The following is a 4,610-nucleotide window of genomic DNA, read 5'->3' as shown; positions in this document are numbered from 1 at the left end:
ATCGTAGATGGATACAATGTTGGTGTCCGTGCCGAAGCCGGCGCCTTCCTTGGACACATCATTGGCAACGATAAGATCCAGATTTTTGCGGACCAGCTTATCCTTAGCATAAAATTCGGCGTTGCCGGTTTCAGCGGCAAATCCGACCAGGAACTGGCCGTCTTTCATTTTCCCCAGAGTCTCCAGAATATCGGTTGTCTTGACCAGTTCAAGCGTCATCGTATCTCCGCTTTTTTTAATTTTCGAGTCAGCACTGTGCACCGGACGGTAATCAGCCACTGCGGCAGCTTTGATCAGAATATCGCACTCATCCCACCGGCTGGTGACGGCCTCCAGCATGGACTGTGCTGATTCCACCCGGATTAATGAGATCTCAGGATCCTGCGGCGGTGCTTCATCGGTCCGTGCAGCAATCAGGGTAACTTCCGCACCCATTGCCCGTGCGGCACGGGCAATGGCAAAGCCCATTTTACCGGAAGAATCATTAGAGATATAGCGGACCGGATCAATCCTTTCTACCGTTCCACCGGCGGTAACAATCACTTTTTTACCGGCTAAAGGCCCCTTTAGGTTGACTGCCTGGAGAGCAAAGAAATCCTCGACCACGCGGACAATCGTTTCCGGCTCCTCCAGCCTCCCTTTGCCCACATAACCGCAGGCCAGCAGGCCTTCGCCCGGTTCGATAAACTGCACACCACGGGCGGCAAGTGTGTTCATATTGCTGAGTACGGCCGGATGCTGGTACATGTGAACATTCATTGCCGGTGCGATCATAACTGGCGCTGTAGTTGCAAGCAGCGTGGTGGACAGCATATCATCAGCCAGCCCATGCGCCATTTTAGCAATAATATTGGCCGTGGCCGGAGCAATCAGAACCAGATCAGCAGAACCGGCAAGATCTATATGAGAAATAGATGCCGGGTCGCGCTCCTGGAAGGTATCACTGTACACCCGCTGTTTGGACAGCGACTGAAACGTCAGTTCGGTAATAAACTGCTTGGCCGAAGACGTCATAATGACATGAACCTCGGCTCCTTTTTGGGCTAGCTTGCTGGTCAAGGCCGCCGCCTTGTAGGCTGCGATCCCTCCTGTAACTCCAAGGATGATGGTTTTGCCTTGTAAGCTGTTCAACTTAATCCCCCCTGTTCCAAACCTGTAAGAAGCATATGAACCGGCTATAAAAAAATATCCTAAAGACTTCATATTCCGGCAAGAAGAAACGGCTGCGTCGCCTTAGGCAAAGGACGGCACCCGTTTCTTGCGGGACATGCAGGAAATCATTATCAACTAAAAATTAACGGATTCTTAAAAAAATAACAACCTTCCGGTTGTCAGGATCAGCCCTGCACGGGCTACATATAGCATTATACAATACAAGCCCTGCTAACAGAAGAAGAAACGGCTGCGCCGTAAATGAAGCTGGCGGTGACCGTTTCTACTGTAGGCATAGCAGGCTTCCCGGACTACTCTTCGCCGCGGGTTACTACAATGCGGTCTTCATAGATTTCTTCCAGCGCCACACCAACGAATTTGTGCGATTTCGGCGATTTAACATCCGTTTTGCCGCCTTCGCGGAGTGCTCTTGCCCGGCGGGCTGCAGCGACAACCAGCGAGTACTTGCTGTCAACCTTAGTCATCATTTCATCAATAGATGGATATAGCACGTAAGACACCTCTTCATCTTTTACTGTAAATATGATCCATTCTTGTAGTGCATATCATCTTACCTTACAATGTTCGGCGATAATAATGCTTTCTATGCGCTTGCAGGCGAGATCAATCTCATCATTCACTACGGCGTAGTCGTAATGCCGGATCAGGCCAATCTCATCCTCCGCCACGGACATACGGTGGTTAATCACATCAGGATGCTCCGTACCGCGCCCGCGGATACGGTCCTTGAGTTCGTCCATCGATGGCGGCAGCAGGAATACAAAGATTCCTTCGGGAAATTTCTCTTTGACTTTGAGTGCTCCCTGAACCTCGATTTCCAGAATAATATCTCTTCCGCTCTCAAGTGTCCGCTCCACAAAATCACGCGGAGTACCGTAATAATTGCCTACGTACTCCGCATACTCCAGCAGCTGGTCGGCTTCAATCATCGCCGCAAACTGCTCTCTGCTCTTGAAAAAATAATTGACGCCGTTCTCTTCGCCTTCACGCGGACTACGGGTGGTGGCGGAAACGGAATAGACAAGGTCGGGCATTTTCGGCCGTAGTGCTGTACACACTGTGCCTTTGCCAACGCCGGAAGGTCCGGATAAAATGATCAGCAATCCTTTTGACATAGTACACTCCAATTGTTGTTATTCGTCGTTATCGTCATCTTTGCTGGATAAGCGGTGTGCCACAGTCTCCGGCTGAACGGCCGACAGAATGACATGATCGCTGTCTGTGATAATGACGGCGCGCGTCCGGCGGCCATAGGTAGCGTCAATCAGCATATGCCGGTCTCTCGCTTCCTGGATAATACGTTTAATCGGTGCAGATTCCGGGCTGACAATGGAAATAATACGGTTGGCCGATACGATATTCCCAAAGCCGATGTTGATTAATTTAATTGCCATGTTCCGGTTGTTCCCCCCATAAGTTACATCTTCGCGTATACAGATTCCTGTTATTCAATATTCGCCGCTTGCTCACGAATCTTCTCCAGCTCAGCCTTCATCTCAAGTGTGAGGTTCACCAGAGTCAGATGATTGCATTTCGACCCGATTGTATTCGTCTCCCTGTTCATCTCCTGGATGAGAAAGTCCAGTTTGCGTCCTGCCGGCTCGCTACCGTTCAGCAGAGTCCTGCATTGTTCAAAATGACTGTACAGCCGGGTAAGCTCTTCATCAATGTTACAGCGGTCGGCAAAGATAGCAATTTCCATTCCGAATTTATGCTCTTCAAAAGGGAACGTTCCGTCATTCAGTTCACTTAGCCGCAGCCTTAGCTTGTCTCGGTATTCACTTACAACAGCTGGGGCAAGCGCAGCCATTCTTGCCTGAAGCTCTTCAAGATGGCCAAGCCTGCTGAACAAGTCAGCAGCAAGATAGCTTCCTTCACGGGCACGCATCTGGAGCAGCGACTGCAGGCTCTGCGTCAATCCCTGTGCAAGTATCTCGGAGCAATCGTCGGCAGAACCGGACGTTTCGTCCGCCGGTCCATCCTTAAGTTCCATAACCCCGGGCATAGAAAGTATATCACGTAAAGTCAACTCTCCCGGTAGTCCGAACTCATCCTTCAGCACTTCCGCTGACTTCAGGTAGGACTTCACCGCATTACGGTTTAAAACCTGTAAGGAAGCAGCCTCTTCAGTGACTTCCCTATTAATGATGACATCTACCCGTCCCCGTTTGATATGACTTTGAACTATTCTTCGCAGCCTATCCTCATAAACCGTCCAATCCCGGGGCATCCGCAGCACAACTTCGCAGTAACGGTTATTCACCGATTTGACTTCGAACGTTATCTTGTAACCGCCGAATTGCAGGGATGATTGACCGTATCCGGTCATGCTAAATGACAACGGAATCACATCCATTACACTATTGTAATTGATTATTACTACCGAAACAAGGGGGACAATTTGCGTCCTTGCTTCGTCCAAATATATTCCAGCAGCTGCACACTCATATCATAGAACATAAAGGGTGTCATTAAATATATGCCGTAAAAATGTGCTGTCGCTGCATCCAGCAGCTCTTTGGCGATAGCTACACCTTCCGCGCGGCCAGTCTCTCCTTCAAGCCCCTGCATACGTCTGCGTACTTCGTCCGAGAGCTGAATTCCAGGCACTTCATTATGCAGATATTCAGCATTCCGTCCGCTCGCCAGCGGCATAATTCCGATGAAGATCGGAATATCCAGATGTGCGGTGGCTTTGGCAATGCGGGCAATCAGCTCCGGATCATACACCGGCTGAGTCATAATATAATCAGCGCCTGAGGCGATTTTCTTCTCGAGACGTTCCACTGCCTTGTCCAAATGCTTCACATTCGGATTAAACGCAGCCCCGATCACAAATTTCGCCTTCTGCTTGAGCGGTTTACCGGAAAAAGCAATGCCGTCGTTGAGCTGCTTAATCATCCGGATGATCTCGAAGGAGGTCAGATCATAAATCGAGCTCGACCCCGGTAAATCGCCGAACCTTGCCGGATCTCCGGTCACAGCCAGCACATGGTCAATACCCAGCGCATCGAAGCCCATCAGATGGGATTGTGTTCCGATTAGATTGCGGTCACGGCAGGCAACATGAACCAGGGGGCGCAGTCCGGTACGGGTCTGTACCAGAGATCCGAGCGCCATGTTGCTCATCCGGGTCACGGCCAGGGAATTATCGGCCAGCGTCAGCGCATCAGCACCTGCTCTGCGCAGCGCTTCTGCACCTTTCATAAACTTGGTGATATCCAGATCACGCGGAGGGTCCAGCTCTACAATCACGGTATGACGCTCTTTAACCAGATCAACCAGGTTCGGTTCTCCGCCGTTCCGGTCCCTGTCTTCCCCAAGAGGCTCATGTACCGTAATGCTCTCTGCGCTTCGTTTCACCGCCGGCTCCGGGAGAGGCTGCAGAACATATCCGCGCAGCGCTGCAGAAATTTCAGCAATATGCTGCGGTGTAG

6 protein-coding genes are annotated in these 4,610 nt (G+C 50.7%); all 6 read right to left on the bottom strand.

Translation table 11 applies throughout. The annotated features are described in order from the left end of the window. Positions 1 to 1,131 (bottom strand): bifunctional phosphopantothenoylcysteine decarboxylase/phosphopantothenate--cysteine ligase CoaBC (gene coaBC / locus AQR02_RS08795; protein WP_054940241.1); only part of this gene is annotated, 1,131 nt, incomplete at its 3' end. Positions 1,132 to 1,463: 332 nt separating this feature from the next. Further along, complete coding sequence (rpoZ, locus tag AQR02_RS08790) at positions 1,464 to 1,664, bottom strand: DNA-directed RNA polymerase subunit omega (protein ID WP_054940240.1); 201 nt, start codon at positions 1,662 to 1,664, stop codon at positions 1,464 to 1,466. Positions 1,665 to 1,718: 54 nt separating this feature from the next. Next, complete coding sequence (gene gmk / locus AQR02_RS08785; protein ID WP_054940239.1) at positions 1,719 to 2,288, bottom strand: guanylate kinase; 570 nt, start codon at positions 2,286 to 2,288, stop codon at positions 1,719 to 1,721. 18 nt (positions 2,289 to 2,306) lie between these two features. Then, the gene (remA, locus tag AQR02_RS08780; protein ID WP_006209218.1) at positions 2,307 to 2,567 is read right to left on the bottom strand and encodes an extracellular matrix/biofilm regulator RemA; all 261 of its coding nucleotides are present in this window, start codon (positions 2,565 to 2,567) and stop codon (positions 2,307 to 2,309) included. A gap of 50 nt (positions 2,568 to 2,617) precedes the next feature. After that, positions 2,618 to 3,514, bottom strand: a complete 897-nt coding sequence (locus AQR02_RS08775) for a YicC/YloC family endoribonuclease (protein ID WP_054940238.1) — start codon at positions 3,512 to 3,514, stop codon at positions 2,618 to 2,620. A gap of 38 nt (positions 3,515 to 3,552) precedes the next feature. Next, a partial coding sequence (locus AQR02_RS08770) for a bifunctional homocysteine S-methyltransferase/methylenetetrahydrofolate reductase (protein WP_082451742.1) occupies positions 3,553 to 4,610 on the bottom strand: 1,058 nt, incomplete at its 5' end.

The organism is Paenibacillus ihuae (genome assembly GCF_001368795.1).
Taxonomy (GTDB): Bacteria; Bacillota; Bacilli; order Paenibacillales; family Paenibacillaceae; genus Paenibacillus_AQ; species Paenibacillus_AQ ihuae.
This window is presented reverse-complemented; position numbering and strand designations above follow the sequence as displayed.